Origin of the sequence: Streptomyces spinosus (assembly GCF_020400655.1) — a bacterium.
In the GTDB taxonomy this organism is placed as follows: domain Bacteria; phylum Actinomycetota; class Actinomycetes; order Streptomycetales; family Streptomycetaceae; genus Streptomyces; species Streptomyces argyrophylli.
Genome location: NZ_JAINRC010000004.1, coordinates 14,696 through 32,609, shown reverse-complemented (window position 1 = coordinate 32,609; position 17,914 = coordinate 14,696). Strand labels below are relative to the sequence as shown.

General features: G+C 73.3%; 13 protein-coding genes. 9 read left to right on the top strand and 4 right to left on the bottom strand.

Annotation, left to right across the window (positions count from 1 at the left end):
* Positions 1–51 precede the first annotated feature (51 nt).
* Together LG395_RS09385 and LG395_RS09380 are read right to left on the bottom strand one after the other, a co-directional pair.
* The gene (locus LG395_RS09385; RefSeq protein WP_171157625.1) at positions 52–1,446 is read right to left on the bottom strand and encodes a TldD/PmbA family protein; all 1,395 of its coding nucleotides are present in this window, start codon (positions 1,444–1,446) and stop codon (positions 52–54) included.
* On the bottom strand, positions 1,443–2,966 hold the full coding sequence (locus LG395_RS09380) for a TldD/PmbA family protein (RefSeq protein ID WP_171157627.1): 1,524 nt from the start codon (positions 2,964–2,966) through the stop codon (positions 1,443–1,445). The genes LG395_RS09385 and LG395_RS09380 overlap by 4 nt, the downstream gene beginning before the upstream one ends.
* A 343-nt stretch (positions 2,967–3,309) precedes the next feature.
* Between LG395_RS09380 and LG395_RS09375 the strand changes: the two genes are divergently transcribed.
* From LG395_RS09375 to LG395_RS09355, 5 genes are all read left to right on the top strand, one after another.
* On the top strand, positions 3,310–9,534 hold the full coding sequence (locus tag LG395_RS09375; RefSeq protein ID WP_225809065.1) for a hypothetical protein: 6,225 nt from the start codon (positions 3,310–3,312) through the stop codon (positions 9,532–9,534).
* On the top strand, positions 9,521–11,014 hold the full coding sequence (locus LG395_RS09370; protein ID WP_225809064.1) for a hypothetical protein: 1,494 nt from the start codon (positions 9,521–9,523) through the stop codon (positions 11,012–11,014). Before LG395_RS09375 ends, LG395_RS09370 begins: the two co-directional genes overlap by 14 nt.
* 182 nt (positions 11,015–11,196) lie before the next feature.
* A complete protein-coding gene (gene fabG, locus LG395_RS09365) occupies positions 11,197–11,916 on the top strand; it encodes a 3-oxoacyl-[acyl-carrier-protein] reductase (protein WP_171157632.1) in 720 nt (239 codons plus the stop codon).
* Between the two features lie 5 nt (positions 11,917–11,921).
* Positions 11,922–12,689, top strand: a complete 768-nt coding sequence (gene fabI, locus LG395_RS09360; RefSeq protein ID WP_171157634.1) for an enoyl-ACP reductase FabI — start codon at positions 11,922–11,924, stop codon at positions 12,687–12,689.
* A 177-nt stretch (positions 12,690–12,866) separates the two neighbouring features.
* Positions 12,867–13,217: a hypothetical protein gene (locus LG395_RS09355; RefSeq protein ID WP_171157636.1), complete on the top strand. Its 351-nt coding sequence runs from the start codon at positions 12,867–12,869 to the stop codon at positions 13,215–13,217.
* Here LG395_RS09355 and LG395_RS09350 read toward each other — a convergent pair.
* Positions 13,195–13,887 (bottom strand): FadR/GntR family transcriptional regulator, encoded by a 693-nt coding sequence (locus LG395_RS09350; RefSeq protein WP_225809063.1) that lies wholly within the window; start codon positions 13,885–13,887, stop codon positions 13,195–13,197. The two genes, LG395_RS09355 and LG395_RS09350, sit on opposite strands and share 23 nt — an antisense overlap.
* Positions 13,888–14,019: 132 nt before the next feature.
* On the opposite strand from LG395_RS09350, the gene LG395_RS09345 reads away from it, so the two are divergent.
* From LG395_RS09345 to LG395_RS09335, 4 genes are all read left to right on the top strand, one after another.
* On the top strand, positions 14,020–15,288 hold the full coding sequence (locus tag LG395_RS09345; protein WP_171160110.1) for a CynX/NimT family MFS transporter: 1,269 nt from the start codon (positions 14,020–14,022) through the stop codon (positions 15,286–15,288).
* A gap of 56 nt (positions 15,289–15,344) precedes the next feature.
* Positions 15,345–15,464, top strand: a complete 120-nt coding sequence (locus LG395_RS41130; protein ID WP_263982356.1) for an SGM_5486 family transporter-associated protein — start codon at positions 15,345–15,347, stop codon at positions 15,462–15,464.
* Between the two features lie 278 nt (positions 15,465–15,742).
* Entirely contained in the window at positions 15,743–15,949 is a 207-nt protein-coding gene (locus LG395_RS09340) for a hypothetical protein (RefSeq protein WP_225809062.1), read from the top strand.
* A gap of 78 nt (positions 15,950–16,027) precedes the next feature.
* On the top strand, positions 16,028–16,546 hold the full coding sequence (locus LG395_RS09335) for a SixA phosphatase family protein (protein WP_171157642.1): 519 nt from the start codon (positions 16,028–16,030) through the stop codon (positions 16,544–16,546).
* Positions 16,547–16,664: 118 nt separating this feature from the next.
* Here the strand turns inward: LG395_RS09335 and serB are convergent, their stop codons facing one another.
* A complete protein-coding gene (gene serB / locus LG395_RS09330) occupies positions 16,665–17,876 on the bottom strand; it encodes a phosphoserine phosphatase SerB (protein ID WP_225809061.1) in 1,212 nt (403 codons plus the stop codon).
* Between the last annotated feature and the right edge of the window lie 38 nt (positions 17,877–17,914).

Below are 17,914 nucleotides of genomic sequence, written 5' to 3'. Positions count from 1 at the left end.
TGGTGATCTTCCGGCAGCCGGGTGCACACCCGACCACGAACGCCTACGAGGTTATACGCCCTGACTGACAGAGCTCATGTTGAAATCCGGGATGCGCAGCGCGGGCATCGCGGCCCGGGTGAACCAGTCGCTCCACTCGCGCGGCAGCGTCTTCTCCGTCCGCCCCGCCTCGGTGGCCCGGCCCAGCAGGCTCACCGGGGACTCGTTGAACCGGAAATTGTTCACCTGCCCGGTCACCTCGCCGTTCTCCACGAGGTAGACGCCGTCCCGGGTCAGGCCCGTCAGCAGCAACGTCGCCGGGTCGACCTCGCGGATGTACCACAGGCAGGTCAGCAGCAGCCCGCGCCCGGTGTCCGCGACCATCTCCGCCAGGGAACGGTCGTCACCGCCGTCCAGGATCAGGTTGCCGAGCACCGGGGCGACCGGCAGCCCGGTCAGGGCCGCGCTGTGCCGGGTGGTGGTCAGGTGCCTCAGCACGCCCCCGGAGATCCAGTCGGTGGCACGGGCCGGCAGCCCGTTGTCGAACACCGACTGGTCGCCGCCGGAGGAGTGCGCGACCACGAAGGGCGGGCACTGAAGGCCCGGCTCGTGCGGGTCGCTGCGCAGGGTCAGCGGCAGCCCGCTCAGCTTCTCACCGACCCGCGTGCCCCCGCCGGGCTTGGAGAACACCGTCCGGCCCTCGGCCGCGTCCCGGCCCGACGCCGACCACAGCTGGTAGATCAGCAGGTCCGCCACGGCGGTCGGCGGCAGCAGCGTCTCGTAGCGGCCGGCGGGCAGCTCCACCCGCCGCTCCGCCCAGCCGAGCCGTACGGCCAGCTCGGCGTCCATGGCCCCCGGGTCGACGTCCTTGAAGTCCCGCGTGGACCGGCCGGCCCACGCCGAGCGCGCGCGGTCCGGGGACTTGGCGTTCAGCTCCAGCGTGCCGGTGGGCTGGTCGTGCCGGAGGCGCAGCCCGGTGGACGTCCCCAGGTACGTCGAGACCAGCTCGTGGTTGGCGAAGCCGTACAGCTCCCTGCCGCCGGCACGCGCGCGTGCGAAGGCGTCGCCGAGCGCCGGGGCGAAGTCGGCGAACACGGCGGAGGAGGTCTCGGCGGGCGCGTCCGTGAAGTCGGGGGACTGCGGCACCCCGCCGACCAGCGGCTGCGCGTCCTCGGCGGGCCCGGCACCGCGCGCGGCGGCCTCCGCGGCCCGCACCAGCGGCTCCAGCTCGTCGGCGGTGACCGCGGACCGGGACACCACACCGGAGGCGGTGCCCTGCGCGCCGTCCACGGTCGCGATCACGGTGAGCGTACGGCCCCGGGTCACGCCGTTGGTGGTGAGGGCGTTGCCCGCCCAGCGCAGGTTGGCGGTGGAGTGCTCGTCGGCGATGACGACGCAGCCGTCGGCCCGGGACAGTTCCAGCGCCTGCTCGACGACCTCGTGCGGCTTGTGGGTACGGGCGCTCATCGACCGGCCTCCTGCGTGGTGTTCAGAATGTTGACGCCCTTGAAGAGGGCGGACGGGCACCCGTGGGACACGGCCGCCACCTGGCCCGGCTGGGCCTTGCCGCAGTTGAAGGCACCACCGAGGACGTACGTCTGCGGCCCGCCCACGGCGGCCATCGAGCCCCAGAACTCCGTGGTCGTGGCCTGGTAGGCGACGTCCTTCAGCTGCCCCGTGATCCGCCCGTTCTCGATCTTGAAGAAGCGCTGGCCGGTGAACTGGAAGTTGTAGCGCTGCATGTCGATCGACCAGGACCGGTCGCCGACGACGTAGATGCCCCGGTCGACCCCGCCGATCAGGTCCTCGGTGGACAGCCCGGCCGGGTCCGGCCGCAGGGACACGTTGGCCATGCGCTGCACCGGCACGTGCGCCGGCGAGTCGGCGAACGCGCACCCGTTGGACCGCTCGAACCCGGTCAGGCGCGCGATCCGCCGGTCCAGCTGGTAGCCGACCAGCGTGCCGTCCTTCACCAGGTCCCAGGACTGCGCCGCCACGCCCTCGTCGTCGTAGCCGATGGTCGCGAGGCCGTGCTCGGCGGTGCGGTCGCCGGTGACGTTCATCAGCTCGGAGCCGTACTTCAGCTTGCCCAGCTGGTCGAAGGTGGCGAAGGAGGTGCCGGCATAGGCGGCCTCGTAGCCGAGGGCGCGGTCCAGCTCGGTGGCGTGGCCGATGGACTCGTGGATGGTCAGCCACAGGTTGGACGGATCGACCACCAGGTCGTACGGGCCCGGCTCCACGCTCGGCGCCCGCATCTTCTCGGCGAGCAGCTCCGGGATGCGCTCCAGCTCACCGTCCCAGTCCCAGCCGGTGCCGGTCAGGTACTCCCAGCCGCGCCCCACCGGCGGCGCGATGGTGCGCATGGAGTCGAACTCCCCGCTCGACTCGTCCACCGACACGGCCGTCAGCTGCGGGTTCAGCCGCACCCGCTGCTGGGTGGTCACGGTCCCGGCGGTGTCGGCGTAGAACTTGTTCTCGTGCACGGTGAGCAGCGAGGCGTCCACGTGGTCGACGCCCGGCGCGGCCAGCAGCCGGTTGCTCCACTCCGCGAGCAGCGCCGACTTCTCCTCGTCCGGTACCGAGAAGGGGTCGATCTCGTACGCCGAGACCCACGTCCTGTCGGCGTGCACCGGTTCGTCGGCCAGCTCGACCCTCTCGTCGGAACCGGCGGCCCTGATCACCTGCGCGGACAGCTTGGCCATGGCCACCGCCTGCGAGGCCACCCGGGCGGCGGCGTCCATGGTCAGGTCCACCCCGGAGGCGAAGCCCCACGTCCCGCCGTGCACCACCCGGACCGCGTACCCGAGGTCGGTGGTGTCCGCCGACCCGGCGGGCTTGGCGTCCCGCAGCCGCCAGGACGCGCTGCGCACCCGCTCGAACCGGAAGTCCGCGTGCTCGGCCCCCAGCGCACGCGCGCGTGCGAGCGCGGCGTCGGCGAGGGCCCTCAGGGGCAGCGCCAGGAACGACTGATCGATGTCATGGGGCACGGGTGGGCATCCCTTCGGACTGTCGCCTGTGAAGACCTTTCCAGGCAGTGAATCATGCTCCCGCCGGGGTGAACCCGGGGTGAACACCGCACGGTCCGATCGTCGTCCGCGGAGTTTTCCGGTATCGCGGTGTCGCTGTCGGCGGCGGTGCCAGTATCTCTCCATGCAGGGTTGGGGGCGGGAGTTCCGTGCATGGCTGCTGTCGCTCGACGAGCGCGGCATGCGGGGGTTGTTGACATGGCATCAGTGCCTGCGCCGTAGACGGTGCGGACACCATCGGCGGGCCAGGGAGGGCGGGAGGGACGCGCCGGCGGCCTCTCGCCGCGAGGCCCAGTCCGTACGCGTGTGGCTGACCACGGCGAGCGAACCGGTGCTGCACTCGGTCGCCGCGTGCGGTGTCGCCTGGGCCTGCCACGCGCTCGTCGGCACCCACGGCTTCTCCCGGGACGTGGTGGCGCGGCCCTCCGCACCGGACCTGCTCACCATGTTGGAGGTCCTGGACCCGGCGCTGGCCCGCTGCGCGCTGTACGGGCTGCTGGCCCCGGAGGCGAGAGGGCGCCTGGCCGCGGCGGAGGTGGCCGAGGCGTACCCGGAACGCTGCCTGGCCGCGGCCGATCGCGAACCACCGCCGCACGCCCGGCGGACAGGACCGGCGCCGGCGCGCGCACCAGGGACGGCGGAGCAGTGGCGGGACTCCGCGGAGGGACGGGAGACACAGGTGCGGTACGACGGTGCCGAGGGGGCGGACGTGAGCGGTGGGCGGAGCGGCGAGGACCGTGCGGGGGCACCGGCCGGAGGGCGTACGGAAGGCTCCTCCGCGGAGCGGGGGACCGACGCCGTCCGCCGGGCCGTGGCCGGCCTGCGCACGGCCAGCGCGGAAGCGGCCGGTGTCCTCGACGAGGCCGCGGCCGCGGTGCGGGACGGCAGGGCGCCCGCGACCGGGGAACGGATCGACGTCCTCCTCACCACGTGGTCCCGCGAGCGCGCGCGGGTGGCGGGGCTGCTGTCCGCGCAGCAGGGGAACTGGCCCCCCGACGCCGGGTACGCCGCACTGGAGGCGGAACTCGACCGGCTCGACCGGCTCCAGGAGGTCCAGGCCCAGCTGCGGAAACTGCGCCACCGCGCCGCCCAGTACGAGCAGCTGATCGCGGGTGCGGAGGCGGAGGCGGAGGCGGAAGGCCTGCGGATGGCCCTCGACGGCATCCGCGACCGGATGACGGAGCTGGCCTCCGTGCTGGGTGATGACCGGGCGGCCCTGCCTGGTCAGGCCGGTGCGGCGCAGGACGCGGGACCGGCGGGCACGGCCCTGGAGGCGGGCGCGCGCGGGGACGGCGAGCCCGGCGCGCGGACGGCGGCGGCCGGCGGCACCGGGTCCGGCGGCACCACCGCGGCGGAACGGGAGACCACCACCGGCAGGGCGGCGGAACCGGCCGTGCCGCCGGCCCCGCGGCAGGCGGCGGACCCGGAAGCGGTACCCGAGGCCGCCGTACCCCGCGAACCGCTTCGGTCCGCGCCCGGACCCGCCGCGCGGCCCGAGGAGGTCCCACGGGAGCCCCAGGGAGAACACGGGCCGGTGGCGGTGGCTCCGCCGGAGGGGGAGGACCGGACCCCAGTGGCCCACCAGGCACCGGCGGCTGAACCGGAGCCCAGGATGACACCCGTGCCGCGACTGGAATCGGTGCCTGAGCAGAAGCGGGAGCCGGTGGCGCGGCCGGAACGGGAGCCCCTGGTGCAGGCGGAACCCGTGTCCGGCCCGGAGCGGAAGCCGATACCGCGACCGGAACGGGTGCCCCGGCCGGAGCGGGAGCCCGCGGCGCCGGCGCGACCGAACCCCGAGCAGGGGTCCGCGGCGCCTGCGCGACCGAACCCCGAGCAGGGGTCCGTGGCGCCGGCGCGAGAGATCCCCGAGCAGGGGTCCGTGGCGCCGCCGCGACCGAAGCGCGAGCCGGAACTCGTGTCGCCGGCGGACCCGGTGCCCGCCCTGGTGCCCGCCCCGGAGCCCGTGTCGCCGGCGGACCCGGTGCCCGCCCTGGAACCGGCGGCCGAGGCGTCCACCGCTTCGCCCGCACCCGGCTCCGTACTCCCGCCCCAGCGGCACGGCGCACCGGCCGGCACGGCACCCTCCTCCTCCGTCGCCCACGCCGGTTCACCCCCGCGGCCGGCCGCCACCACCTCCGTCTGGACGGCCCCGGACGGCCCGTCGCCCGTGGCACGGCTGGTCACCCGGGGAGACCTCCCGCAGGCCTACTGGATGTCCGCGGTGTCGGACGACCACCCGCACCGCGCCAAGGCCCTCTCCTTCCTCGCGACCGCCTTCGCCTGCACCGACGCGGATGGGGCCACCCAGGTGCAGATGGCGCACGACATCACCTCCCTCGACCTCGTCGAGGACCGGGACGCGCACCTCGTGGCGCTGGCCGCCGCGATGCGCTCCGGCCTCACGGCCGGCTGGCCGCACGCCGTCCTGAGCGACTTCACCATGCCCTCGGGTCTTTCCCAGCCGTGGCAGCACCTGCTGATGGCGCTGAAGGAGGCGGTACGGGAGTGCCACGTCTTCGTGCCCGGCGCGGCCGAGGACTCCACCGAGCAGGAACACCGCCTCACGGTCGGCGACCTCGAGCAGTCCGCCCGCGTCCTGCTGGAGGACCTCCCCCGCCGGAAGATCAAGTACCAGCGCGCGTCGCGTGTCCTGCGGTATCTGACCGGTCCCTCCGGGCAACTGCACCAGGCACTGCGCGCGGTGCTCGACTGGGCCTCCGGCAGCGGCGACGCCTCCGCCCTCAAGACCTTCGGCGAGAATCTGGGGCGCGGTGAGTACGTCGACCGGCTCATCGAGGAGGCCGACAGCAGCTTCCGCACCCCCAAGCAGGCGCGGGAACCGATCCACTCGGGCGCGCTGCGCCAGCTGCACGCGACGATCCGGTCGGTGGGGGAGCTGCTGGCGAAGGCCGCCGCGGTGGCCGCCGCCGCCCAGGCGAGGGAGGCCGTACCCGGCTCGAAGGCGCCCCAGTGGGAGACCGCGCTCGAGGAACTGGAGCCCTGCGAGGAGCCGCCGGGCGTCGGGGGCGCCGCGCTCGGTCTGCTGCGCCGGTGGCTGTCCGCCGAGAGCGTGGGCCACTCGGCGACGATGGCCGACGCGGACGACAGGCTCGTCCCCTCGGACGACTGCCTGCTGTTGCTGCCGGACCTGCCCCGGGACGCCGACGGCCGCCCCGACTTCGACGACCCCCGCGCGGCCCCCGCCCTGGCCGGACTGCTGTCCCCGCCGTCCGCCGAGTTCGTGCTGGAGCAGTACGTGGCCCGCGGTGACCTCCACCTGGCCCGTGCCCTGGTGCGCGCGGTCGGTGACGGCCCCGCCGCGGACCCGGCGGCGCAGGCCGACTGGCTGGAGGACGCGGTACGGCGTTGCCGGGAGGCGGAGAAGGACTGGCGTCGCAGGATCGTCGAACACCACGACCTGGCCGCCTCCCACCTGGCCCAGATCAGGACGCTCAACCTGATGCCCTCCGACACGGAACGGGAGTTCACCGGTCGCCTGCAGGAGTTCGCGGACGGTGACGAGGCCGGCCGCTACCGGTACGCGCTCCAGGCACTGCGGGACCTGGTCGCCGAGCTGACGGAGAAGGTCGCGGAGTCCACCAAGCGGCTGCGGCAGCGGCTGGACTCCCTCAGGCTCGACCCGGAGCGCCCGCTCGCCGAACCCGACCACGACCGCATCCTGCGCCTGATCGACGAGGGCGACACGGTCACCGCACAGGAGTTCCTGGCCCTCGTGGAGAGCGGCGCGCGCCTGCCGGACCGCCCTGACGACGAGGGCGCCGAACTCCGCGGGTTCCTGGCCGGGCTGACCGGTCCCGGGGCCCCCTCGCCCGGCGGGGACGGTGTGCCGGCCGGATGGTGGGTCGACCACTACGGCTCGGGCACGAAGATCACCGCCAACGCGGAGCAGGGCGTCGCCTCGTGGAAGGCGCTGTGCACCAAGAGGGGCCGCAACAGCGACTGGAGCCAGCACGTGCCGCGCGTGCTGCGGCTGCTCGGCCTGAAGCCGCTCGGGCACTTCCAGGCCGAGCCCATGGGACAGGGGGTGCGCCGGTTCAAGGGCCGCGCGAGCGTCATCGAGGCGCCCGGGTACGTGGCCGCACTGGGATCGCGCGCCACCTCGTACACCGTTCTGCTCATCTGGGAGGAGCAGCGGGCCGACGGCCCCCTCGCCCACCTCGAGGACTCCGACGTCGACGCCAACATCGTCCTCTACCTGCACCCGCTGGGCCGGGAGGGGCGGCGGGCCCTCGCGGAGGCCTCGCGCCGCAAGGCCCAGCAGGCGCTCGTCGTCGACCCGGCCGTGGCGGGCTGGATGGCCGCGCGGGCGCCCGGCGCGTTCCGCGCGCTGCAGCGGGTGACGCTGCCCTGGACGTCGTACGACCCCTACACGCCCTTCGTCGCCGGAGCCGTGCCGCCGGAGGTCTTCTACGGCCGTGACCAGGAGCTCCGGGAGGTGATGAACCCCGACGGCGGTCTCTTCCTCTACGGCGGGCGGCAGCTCGGCAAGTCCGCGCTGCTGCGCAGGGTGGCGGAACTGTTCCCGCGCCGCTCCGAGGCCAACGTCGCCGTCTACCTGGACCTGGTCAAGGCCGAGATCGGGCAGGCGGAGTCGCCCGAGCGCATCTGGAAACTGCTCGCCGACGACCTGAAACGGCAGCGGGTCATCGACCCCAAGAAGGTGTCCGACCAGGCACAGCCCGAGCACGTCGCCAACGCCATCCGCGGCTGGCTGGACGCCGACGACTCCCGCCGGATGCTGATCCTCGCCGACGAGGCGGACGCGTTCCTCACCGCCGACTCCCGCCGGGTGTTCCGTTCCGGAGGGGAGTCGACGTTCCAGAACGTCAAGCGGTTCCAGCAGCTGATGGAACAGACGGACCGGCGGCTGAAGGTGGTCTTCGCCGGCCTCCACCAGGTGCAGCGGTTCGGCGAGCTGTCCAACGTCTCCACCGCGCACGGCGGCCCCGACGTCCTGGTGGGCCCGCTGAACCCGACCGCCGCCGTTCGGCTGGTCACCGAGCCCATGGCGGCCCTGGGCTTCGTCTTCGAGCGACCGGAACTCGTCTGGCGGATCCTCGCCATCACCAACTACCAGGCCAACCTGGTGCAGATCTTCTGCAGTGAACTCGTGCGCACCCTCCAGGGCCGCTCCCCGCGGGGTCACGCCCGGCCGACGCCGATCACCGAGGCGGACGTCCAGGAGGTCGCGGCCTCGGAGACCGTACGGACGAGGCTGGCCGAACGGCTGCGCTTCACCATCAACCTGGAGGACCGCTACCGCGTCCTGACGCTCGTCATCGCCCTGCGCAGCCTCCAGGACGGCTACCGCGGCGACTACTCCGCCGAGGACCTGCTGCAGTGGGCGCGGGAGGCGTGGGAGGAGGGTTTCCACGAGCTCGGCGTCAAGCAAGTGCAGATCTACCTCAGGGAAATGGTCGGCCTCGGCCTGCTGGTGCAGCTCGGCGACCGGTCCCGGTTCGCCGTCCGCAGCCCCAACGTCGTGAACATGCTCGGCACACGCGACGACCTCCTCCTGGAGCTGCGGGAAACCGAGTTCAGCCAGCCCTACGAGTACGACCCGCGCGCGGCACGCCGCCTCCTCGGCCGGTACACGGGAAGCGACCCGCACCGCTACGTGACCCGGTACAGCCCCCTCACCGAGGGCCAGCTGCACGAGGCGGCACAGCCGGGCGTCACCGTGATCGGCACGACCAGGCTGCACCGCCCCGAGCTGATGATCACGGCCACCGAGCGCTTCGCCGAGGCACGGGGCGTGGAGGTGCGCAGGGTGGGCGCCCAGGACGACCTGCGCGCCGCCCTCACCGACGCCTCGCGGCTGCGCAGGAACTACGTCCTCGCGCTCGACCTGCGCGGCACCGACGCCGACGCGCTGCTGTCCGCCGTACGCCTGTGCGTGGACCACGCGGGACCGGCAGCGGACGCCCTCGTGCACCAGGCCGAGGGACGCAAGCGCGCCAACCACCGCTCGGTGTTCGTCGTGGCCGACGCGCTGACCGTCGGGGCGATACGGGAAGCGCGGGGGGCGGAGCCGCTGCCCGTCCGCTTCCTGCGTCCGGAACGCTGGTCCGTGGAGAGCCTGCGGGCCTGGCCCGAATGCCCCTTCGTGTCCAAGGCCGACCGCACCCGGCTGATCCAGACCACCGGTGGCTGGGCCACCTGGGTGGAGCCCGCCATCGCCGAGGTCACCGTCAACGGCGCCACGCTCGACAGCGCCCTGGACAAGATCGGACGGGCCATCCGGCGGCCGGACAACCTCGACCGGCACTGCGAAGCCGCCGGCCTGGAAACCCGCGACCTCGATCTGCTCGCCCTGTGGAACGGCTACGTCAGCGAGGGCCAGGGCGTTCCCGTCGACCAGGTCGCCGAGGCCGTGGAACTGCCCGAGCCGGAGACCGAGACCTGGCTCGCCCGGCTGGACCGGCTCGGCCTCATCGACGCCGTACCCGACGGCATCGCGGTCGACCCGGTGACGTTCCGGGCGGTACGGGCACGTGCGGGGGAGTGAGGTCCGTGGTCTCACGGGCGACGAGCTGGCCTCGCTCCCCGGGGTGCGCGGCCAGCTCGACCGCGTCACCGCCGATCTGGCCGCCGGCCGCAACTGCCTGTGGCTGCTGCCGGACGACATGGTCGTCGCGGGGTACGCCGAGAAGCTGCACCGCACGGTGCTGGCCCGCTCACCCGAGCACCTCCAGGTGGCCGAGCCCGGTGCCGTGCGGGCCGAGCCGGTGCCCGTGGAGCCCTCCCCGTACGCGCACCTCACGGCGGACGTCCCGCTGCTGGAGGGGTTCGACGACGGCTTCGACATCGGCTGGGACCTGCCCGGGCCGCGCCGGGAATCGCCGCCCGCGCCCCATGCCGGCGGGCCCTCGGAGCTGATGACCCGCCTCGCGAAGGCGCTCTCCGCCGACCCCGGCCGCGCCGTCGACGAGCTGACCGCCCCGGGCGCGCACTGGCGGCCCGTCATCGGCATACGGGCGTGGCTTGAGCCGGACACCCGGCACGGGAGCGCGGGTGAGCGGGGGCACGACGTGGCCCGCCTGGTGCGCGCCCTGGACGCCGCCGTCAAGGATGCCGGTCTGCCGCCGGAACAGCGTCCCCGGGTGATGGTCACCGGCCGGCTGCGGGACCTGCCCCCGCAGCTCCCCGACGAGCTGGAGCTGGAACTGGCCACGACCTCGGTCCACTGGTGGTGGGGCACCGTGGGCCGGCTGGACAGCGCGACGCTCCTCGACGGGCTCCGGGGCGCCGACCGCCACCGGGCGGCCATGGGCGGCACGCTCCTGCGGACCCGTGTCCTGCGAGCGCTGCGCAGCGAGGTGGTCGGTGAGCTGTGCGGAGCGGACCTCGACCTCGCGGTGGACCTGTTCGACCGCTGGGACGGCAGCGACCGGTCCCTCGACGAGTGCCTGCGCGCGTGCCTGGCGGCCCGCTCCATCGGCCGGGGCGTCGGCTGCCCGCCGGTGAGCGGCGGGTCGGCCCTGCTCCACAAGCCGCCGTCGGCGCTGCGGGAGGCGTGGGCGCGAGGCGTCGTGCAGGCCTGGGAGGGCAGACCCAGGCTGCACCCCGCCGTGTGGCACGCCGACGGCGGGGAAGGGCGCCCGGACCAGCTCACCGTCCTGGTCAGCCAGGCGCAGGCCCGTGTCCTCATGCCCTGGATCGAGGAGGCGCGCCGACGGCTCGCGGAGCTGGCGCTGTCGTACGCGAACCGGCCGGTCCGGGAACTGGTGGAACTCCACGTGCGCAACCGCCTCAAGGACCACGCCACCCGCCCGGAGCGGACCTTCCTGTGCGCGGAGGCGTCCGAACTGGAGCGGGCCTGTCTCAGGGGCCACGTCTCGCTCCCGGCGGACGAGCGGCTGCTGTTGGCGACTGTGGTCAGGGCACGCAACACGCTGGCCCACCGCAAGGTGCTGTCCGACGACCGTCTCGACGACCTCTGTGAGAAGCTGACCACCGCCGATCTGCGATGGGGACGCGACACCTAGTCCGCGGGCCGGAGAGGCACCGGCGGGGCGGCGGACTGTAGGAACCCCACAGGGTCTCCCCTGAGCCACTGTCGGTGCCCGCTTGCCCGTGCGCGTTCCGGTACCGATAGGTTTTCGATGAAGCCGCCTGTCATCCAGGTGTTCGGGCGGATGTGTGCAACCGCTATCGAAAGGGTGATCCGTTGAGCCGCTCGGTTCTCGTCACCGGAGGCAACCGGGGCATCGGCCTCGCCATCGCCCGCGCGTTCGCCGACTCCGGCGACAAGGTCGCGATCACGTACCGCTCGGGTGAGCCGCCGGCCGCCCTGACGGGATTGGGCTGCCTGGCCGTCAAGTGCGACATCACCGACCCCGAGCAGGTGGAGCAGGCCTACAAGGAGATCGAGGACCAGCACGGTCCGGTCGAGGTCCTGATCGCCAACGCCGGCATCACCAAGGACCAGCTCCTGATGCGCATGTCCGAGGAGGACTTCACCTCGGTCATCGACACCAACCTCACCGGCACCTTCCGCGTCGTCAAGCGCGCCAACCGCGCCATGCTGCGCGCCAAGAAGGGCCGCGTCGTCCTGATCTCGTCCGTGGTCGGCCTGCTCGGCTCGGCGGGCCAGGCGAACTACGCCGCGTCCAAGGCGGCCCTGGTCGGCTTCGCGCGTTCCCTCGCCCGGGAGCTGGGCTCGCGCAACATCACCTTCAACGTCGTCGCGCCCGGCTTCGTCGACACCGACATGACCAAGGTGCTCACCGACGAGCAGCGCCAGAGCATCGTCTCGCAGGTGCCGCTCGGCCGTTACGCGCAGCCCGAGGAGATCGCCGCGGCCGTGCGGTTCCTCGCCTCGGACGACGCCTCGTACATCACTGGAGCCGTCATCCCGGTTGACGGCGGACTGGGAATGGGTCACTGATCACCATGAGCGGAATCCTCGAAGGCAAGCGCATCCTGATCACGGGTGTGCTGACGGAGTCCTCCATCGCCTTCCACGCTGCCAAGCTGGCCCAGGAGCAGGGCGCCGAGATCATCCTGACCGCGTTCCCGCGGCCCACCCTGACCGAGCGCATCGCCAAGAAGCTGCCGAAGCCCACCAAGGTCATCGAGCTGGACGTCACCAACGACGAGCACCTCGCCCGCCTGGCCGACGTGGTCGGCGAGGAGCTGGGCGGTCTCGACGGCGTCGTCCACTCCATCGGTTTCGCCCCGCAGGACGCGCTCGGCGGCAACTTCCTGAACACGCCGTTCGAGTCGGTCGCCACCGCCATGCACGTCTCGGCGTACTCCCTGAAGTCGCTGACGACGGCCTGCCTGCCGCTGATGCAGAACGGCGGCTCGGTCGTCGGCCTGACCTTCGACGCGCAGTTCGCCTGGCCGCAGTACGACTGGATGGGCCCGGCCAAGGCCGCCCTGGAGGCGACCAGCCGCTACATCGCCCGCGACCTGGGCAAGCAGAACATCCGCTGCAACCTCATCTCGGCGGGCCCGCTCGGCTCCATGGCCGCCAAGTCCATCCCGGGCTTCGGCGAGCTGGCCTCCGTGTGGGACAGCCGCTCCCCGCTGGAGTGGGACCTGAAGGACCCGGAGCCGGCCGGCCGCGGCATCGTCGCCCTGCTGAGCGACTGGTTCCCGAAGACCACCGGCGAGATCATCCACGTCGACGGCGGTCTGCACGCCATCGGCGCCTGACCGCCGCGGGACCGCACCGGCGCCCCGTTCCCCGCCGCCGGCGGGGAACGGGGCGCCGCCCGTTCGCGGCCGTCACCCGTTCGGCTCTCCGGCCGGGCCGCCGCCGCGCGGACGGCGCACGCTGGATCACGCCCTCCCTCGCTCGTCCCCGCGCCGCCCGGCCGAGGAGGTCCCCTTGTGCGTCCGTCCCGCAGCCTGGCCCCGGTGACCGTGGCCCTCGCCCTCGTCCTGTCCCTGCCGTACGACGCGCTGCCGCACGCGCGCGTGAGCGACGGCAAGCCGCCCGCGCCGAGCCGGTTCGGTGCCTCGTGCCGCACGGCCGTGCGGGGCTCCCACGTGGAGACGTACTGCCACAACCCCTATGTGGACACCGATCGTGTGCGGCTGCACATCGAGTGCGACCGCTGGTGGGACATCGACACCGACACCGCCCCGGTGGACGCGGGGCCCGCGATGACCGTACGGCTGACCGGCCGGTGCTGGAAGGAAGTGCGCTCGGTGTGGATCAGTCACCAGAAGGTGCGGTGAACCGCCCCGGGTTGCACAAGAACGGGTAGCTCGCGGCCTCCTTCGCCGCCGCCTCCGTGTCCCCGGCGCGGATCACGTCCACCAGGCGCGCGTGGTCCATGTACGTATCCGGTGTCAGTCCCGCCCCGACGTCCGCGCGCAGCCAGTCCCGCAGCACCTCGCCCAGGTCGGCGTACATCGCGGTCATCACGTCGTTGTGGGACGCGGCCACCACGGCCATGTGGAAGGTGGCGTCGGCGGTCACGAAGGCCTCCGTGTCACCGCTCTCCCAGACCTCCTCGCGCCGGGCCAGCAGCGTCTCCAGCTGCCGCAGGTCCTTGTCGGTGCGCCGCTCGGCGGCCAGTTTCGCCGCCGCCGACTCCAGCGTGGACCGCAGCTCGGCGATGTGCCGCGGGTCGGCGCCGGCGAACCGGCGGTGCATCACCCCGGCCAGCTCGCTCGTGGCCACGACGTACGTGCCCGAGCCCTGGCGGATGTCCAGCAGGCCGTTGTGGGCGAGCGCGCGGACGGCCTCGCGGACCGTGTTGCGGGCGACGCCAAGCTGCTCGACCAGTTCCGGCTCCGTCGGGATGCGCGACCCGACCGGCCACTCACCGGACGTGATCTGGTGGCGCAGTTCGGCGATCACCTGTTCGGACAGCGCCGAACGGCGCGGGTGACTCAAAGGCATGGCACACCTTCGCACGACGGGCCGGGGCGTACGGGCCACGGGTACCGCGGGGTTGGACAACCAATCATCCCATGATTCTATGATGACCCCATGGCTAGTGAGGAAACCCGGACAGTGGAGACCCGTACGGCGATGTCATCGACCGGACGCGGCAGGGCCGCGACGCCCCTCCAGGAGACGACGCCCGGCGCGGGCGGCACGCGCCCGTGGGCGGTCCGGCTCGTCGTCCTCGGGATCGTGCTCTCCGCGCTGAACCTCCGCCCGGCCATCACCAGCCTCGGCGCCCTCCTGGAGGAGGTCCGCGACGGGCTCGGCATGAGCGGCGGCGTGGCCGGACTGCTCACCTCCGTGCCCCCGCTGTGCTTCGCCGTGTTCGGCGTCGCCGCGCCCCGCCTGGCCCGCCGCTTCGGACCCGCCGCCGTGGTGTGCGCCGGCATGGCCGCCATCACCGCCGGCCTGCTCATACGCCCGTACGTCGGCAACACCGCGGGATTCCTGGCCGCCAGCGCACTCGCCCTCATGGGCATCGCCGTCAGCAACGTCCTGATGCCGGTCATCGTCAAGCGCTGGTTCCCCGACCGGGTCGGCTCCATGACCGGCCTGTACTCGATGGCCCTCGCGCTCGGCACCTCCGTCGCCGCCGCGGTGACCGTCCCGCTGACCGACGCCCTGGGCGGCGGCTGGCAGTCCGGCCTCGCCGTGTGGGCGGCCCTCGCCGCCGCCGCCGTCCTGCCCTGGCTGCCGCTCGTCCGCGACCGGGGCACCGCCGCGGCCCCGCGGGAGTCCGCGCGCGGAGCGGAGCGGCAGCACGCGCCCCTGCGCATCACCCGCAGCCGCACCGCCTGGGCGCTCGCCGTCTTCTTCGGCCTCCAGGCCACCGCCGCCTACATCACCATGGGCTGGATGCCGCAGATCTTCCGGGACGCCGGGGTGCCCGCGGGCACCGCGGGCGTGCTGCTCGCCGTCACCATGGTGATGGGCGTCCCGCTGGCCTTCGTCATCCCGAGGGTCGCCACCCGGCTGTCCCACCAGGGCCCGATCGTGCTGGTCCTGGGCGCCTGCGGCCTCGCCGGATACGCCGGGCTGTACCTCGCCCCGGCCGCCGGCGCCTGGGCCTGGGCCCTGCTGCTCGGCGTCTCCAACTGCGCCTTCCCGCTCGCGCTGACCATGGTCGGCATGCGGGCCCACAGCGGTCCGGGCGTGGCCCAGCTGTCCGCGTTCGCCCAGAGCACCGGCTACCTGATCTCCATCCCGGGCCCCCTGCTGGTCGGCGTGCTCTACCAGCACAGCGGCGGCTGGGGTCTGCCGCTCGCCCTCATGGCGGCCCTCATGGTGCCGCAGATGGCGGTGGGCTTCCTGGCGGGCCGCGACCGGACGGTGGAGGACGAGGCGGCGCGCTGACCCGGCCGGGTGGCCCCGGCGCCGTGCCGCGGCGGGCGAGGTGCGAGACTGGGGGCATGCAGCCTGTGCTCGACCCGAACCCGCAGAACGGCCAGAAGAAGATGCTGCTCGTCTTCGGCTCGTTCCTCGCCATCTTCGTGATCATCGCCGTCGTGGCGACCCTCGCGTCCCCGTGACGGCGGCCGAGGGGCTGCCGGCTTCGCCTGGGCCGCGCCCTGCCCCACCGGTCCGCCCGACCCGCCCGATACGCCCGGTCCTCCCTGTTCTCGAGACCCTCGCGGTGCTCCACGGCCGGCGGGCGGATGGTGGGGCTGGCCCCCCCATCCCCTAGGGGGCAAGGGTCAGGGTCAACTGGGTGGAACTCCGGATGGGTTGGCCGCCCCCGCTTCCGTACCTTCGAGGAGTGACCGCACGGGGCGGTCACGGACCAGCTCGAGGACCCACGGAGGCGACCATGGCGGCCCGCACCCACTCCCGGCCCCACCCGGCGACCACGGGCGGCGTCGACATCAGGCTCCCCTGGTGGGCGCTCGCCCTGCCCGCCCTCGCGTTCCTCGTGCTGCTCGCGCTGATACTGAACCCGTCGGACGCCCAGGCGGCGACCGGCGACCCGGCGGTCACGCGGCTCCTGGAGCACGCCCAGCAGCTCCTCGCGCGCTGACGGCAAGCCCCCTCGCGCGGCGAATCCGCATGTCAACTCCCTGAGCCGGGTGCCCTGTTTCATGCGAAGCTGGGACCCATGAGCGTCGCAGAACCCCGCAGGATCGTCCTCTTCCGGCACGCGAAGGCCGACTGGCCCCAGGTCCCCGACCACGAGCGCCCGCTCGCCGAGCGCGGACGCACGGACGCCGCCGTCGCCGGACGCAAGCTGGCCGACACCGGCATCACCCTCGATCTGGCCCTGTGCTCCACGGCGACCCGCACCCGCGAGACCTGGAAGCTCGCCGTGCACGAGCTGTCGCACCGGCCGAAGACCGTCTACGAGGAGCGGGTCTACGAGGCCTCACCCGGCGAACTGATCGCCGTGCTCAACGAGGTCCCGGACGAGGTGCGGAACGTGATCCTGATCGGCCACAACCCCGCCGTGCACGGTCTGGCCGACATCCTGGCCGGCACCGCCGACGACGACGCCCGTGCGCGGATGGACCGGCGGGGCTTCCCCGCCGCCGCCTTCGCCCTGCTGTCCTTCGAAGGCCCCTGGAAGGGCGTCGAGCCCGGCGTCGCCACCCTCGTGGACTACTGGGCGCCCTCCGAGTGACCCGGCGCGTGCCCGGCGCACCGGACGAGGACGGACCCGGCGCCGCGAGGGGTGCCGGGCCCGGCCGCGGCCGGACGCCGGCCCGGTCCACGGCGCGTCCGTGCGGGCGGGGCCCCGCTCAGCCCTCGTCGTCGTGCATGTCGGCCGCCTCGACCTCTTCCCGGGTGATGCCGAGGAGGTAGAGGACCGTGTCGAGGAAGGGGAAGTTCACCGCCGTGTGCGCCGCCTCCCGGACCACCGGCTTGGCGTTGAAGGCGACACCCAGACCCGCCGCGTTCAGCATGTCGAGGTCGTTGGCGCCGTCACCGATCGCCACCGTCTGTGCCAGCGGCACCCCGGCCTCCGCGGCGAAGCGGCGCAGCAGCCGCGCCTTGCCCGCCCGGTCCACGATCTCGCCGGTGACCCGGCCGGTCAGCTTCCCGTCGACGATCTCCAGCGTGTTGGCCTGCGCGAAGTCCAGCCCCAGCCGCTCCTTCAGGTCATCGGTCACCTGGGTGAAGCCACCGGAGACGACCCCCACCTGGTAGCCGAGCCGCTTCAGGGTGCGGATCAGGGTGCGTGCGCCCGGCGTCAGCCGGACCTCCTCGCGCACCTTCTCCACCACCGAGGCGTCCAGACCCTTCAGCAGGGCCACGCGTGCGTGCAGCGACTGCTCGAAGTCCAGCTCCCCCCGCATCGCCGCCGCCGTCACCTCGGCGACCTGGTCCTCACAGCCGGCGTGCGCCGCGAACAGCTCGATGACCTCGTCCTGGATCAGGGTGGAGTCCACGTCCATGACCACCAGCCGCTGGGCGCGCCGGTGCAGACCGGCCGAGACCACCGCGATGTCGACACCCAGTGCCGCCGCGTCGGAGGCCAGGGCCGTGCGCAGCGGTTCGGTCTCCACGCCGGACACCGCGAACTCGACCGCCGTCACCGGGTACTTGGCGAGCCGGAAGATACGGTCGATGTTGCCGCCGGCCTTCGCGATCCGGGCGGCGATCGCGGCGGTCGACTCGGCGGTGAGCGGATGACCGAGGACGGTCACCAGGGAGCGCCCGAGGCCGCGCGGCCGGTTGTCACCGTGCCCCGAGATGATCTCCGCCTGCATCTTCATCGACTCGGCCCAGCTGTGCACGGTGGCCCGCAGGTCGCCCTCCAGGCCGGCCGGCGGCTGGGTCACCAGCACGCACAGCACCAGGCGGCCCCGGGTGACGACCTGCTCGATGTCGACCACGTCGACGAGGTAGGCGCCGAGGGTGTCGAAGAGGCCGGCCGTGATGCCCGGCCGGTCCTTGCCGAAGATCTTGACGAGGAGGGTGGGGACCTCGGGGGTCTGCGAAGCGCTCATGGTGTCACCACCGTATCCGGCACCGAGTGCCTCCCGCC